General features: G+C 64.5%; 1 protein-coding gene. It reads left to right on the forward strand.

Annotated elements, in window-relative coordinates; genetic code table 11:
- A partial coding sequence (locus PYV55_RS16055) for a PQQ-dependent dehydrogenase, methanol/ethanol family (RefSeq protein ID WP_275853238.1) occupies positions 1–1,847 on the forward strand: 1,847 nt, incomplete at both ends.

The following is a 1,847-nucleotide window of genomic DNA, read 5'->3' on the forward strand; positions in this document are numbered from 1 at the left end:
CTGGCCTGGTCCTACGACCTGGGCTCCAAGCGCGGCGTCGAAGCCACGCCGCTCGTGGTGGACGGCATCATGTACGTCACCGCCTCATGGAGCGTGGTGCACGCCATCGACGTGCGCAGCGGCAAAAAAATCTGGACCTACGACCCCAAAGTGCCCCGCGAGCTGGGCTACCGCGGCTGCTGCGACGTGGTCAACCGCGGCGTCGCCCTGTATGAAGGCAAGGTCTATGTCGGCGCGTTCGACGGCCGCCTGATCGCACTCGACGCCGCCACCGGCAAAAAGGTCTGGGAAAAAGACACCATCATCGACCACAAGCACTCCTACACCATCACCGGCGCACCGCGCGTCTTCAAAGGCAAGGTCATCATAGGCAACGGCGGCGCCGAATACGGCGTGCGCGGCTACATCACCGCCTACGACGCCAAGACCGGCGCACAGAAGTGGCGCTGGTTCACCGTGCCGGGCGACCCGAGCAAACCCTTCGAAGACGAATCCATGGCCCGCGCCGCCAAGACCTGGGACCCGAGCGGCAAATACTGGGAAGTGGGCGGTGGCGGCACCGCCTGGGAAACGCTGACCTTCGACCCCGAACTCAACCTCATGTACGTGGGCACCGGCAACGGCAGCCCCTGGTCGCAGCGCAAGCGCAGCCCCGCAGGCGGCGACAACCTGTACCTCGCCTCCATCGTCGCGCTCGACCCCGACACCGGCAAATACGTCTGGCACTACCAGGAAACCCCCGGCGACAACTGGGACTACACCTCCACCCAGCCCATGATCCTGGCCGACCTCAAAATCGAAGGCCAGCCGCGCAAGGTCATCCTGCACGCCCCCAAGAACGGCTTCTTCTACGTCATCGACCGCACCAACGGCAAACTCATCTCGGCCAAGAACTTCGTCGATGTGAACTGGGCCTCGGGCTACGACGCCAACGGTCGCCCCATCGAAACCGACATGGCGCGCCCCGAAGGCAAACCGTATGACGCCATCCCCGGCCCCTACGGCGCGCACAACTGGCACCCCATGTCATACAACCCGCAGACGGGGCTGGTCTATCTGCCGGCGCAGAACATCCCGGTCAACCTGATGGACGACAAGAACTGGAGCTTCAACGCCAAATCCCCTGGCGAGCCCGGCTCGGGCACCGGCTGGAACATTGGCACCTTCATGAACCCTGCGCCGCCCAAGAGCAAGCCCTTCGGGCGCCTGATCGCCTGGGACCCGGTGCAGCAAAAAGCCGTCTGGACGCAAGAGCATGTCTCGCCCTGGAACGGCGGCACGCTGACCACGGCGGGCAACCTGGTGTTCCAGGGCACGGCCGACGGCAGATTCGTCGCCTACAACGCCAAGACGGGCGAAAAGCTCTGGGAAGTCGCCACTGGCACCGGCGTCGTGGCAGCGCCCTCCACGTATGTGGTCGATGGCAAGCAGTATGTGTCGATTGCCGTCGGCTGGGGTGGTGTGTACGGGCTGTCACAACGGGCCACCGAACAGGTCGGCCCGGGCACGGTTTATACCTTCGTGCTCGACGGCAAGACGCCCATGCCGGCCTTCGTCACCCAACAACAGGGCGCGCTGCTCAGCGGCGTGAAATACAACCCGGCCGACATCGAGGCAGGCACGGCCTTGTACGTGAGCAACTGCGTACTGTGCCACGGCGTGCCGGGCGTGGACCGCGGCGGCAACATCCCGAACCTGGGTTACAAGGATGCGGGGTTCATCGAACACTTGGACAACTTCATTTTCCATGGCCCGGCCATGGAGCGCGGCATGCCCGACTTCACGGGCAAGCTGAGCATGGAGGACGTGCCAAAGCTCAAGGCCTTCATCCAGGGCACGGTGGACGC

Source organism: Extensimonas soli, assembly GCF_029211265.1.
Taxonomy (GTDB): domain Bacteria; phylum Pseudomonadota; class Gammaproteobacteria; order Burkholderiales; family Burkholderiaceae_C; genus Extensimonas; species Extensimonas soli.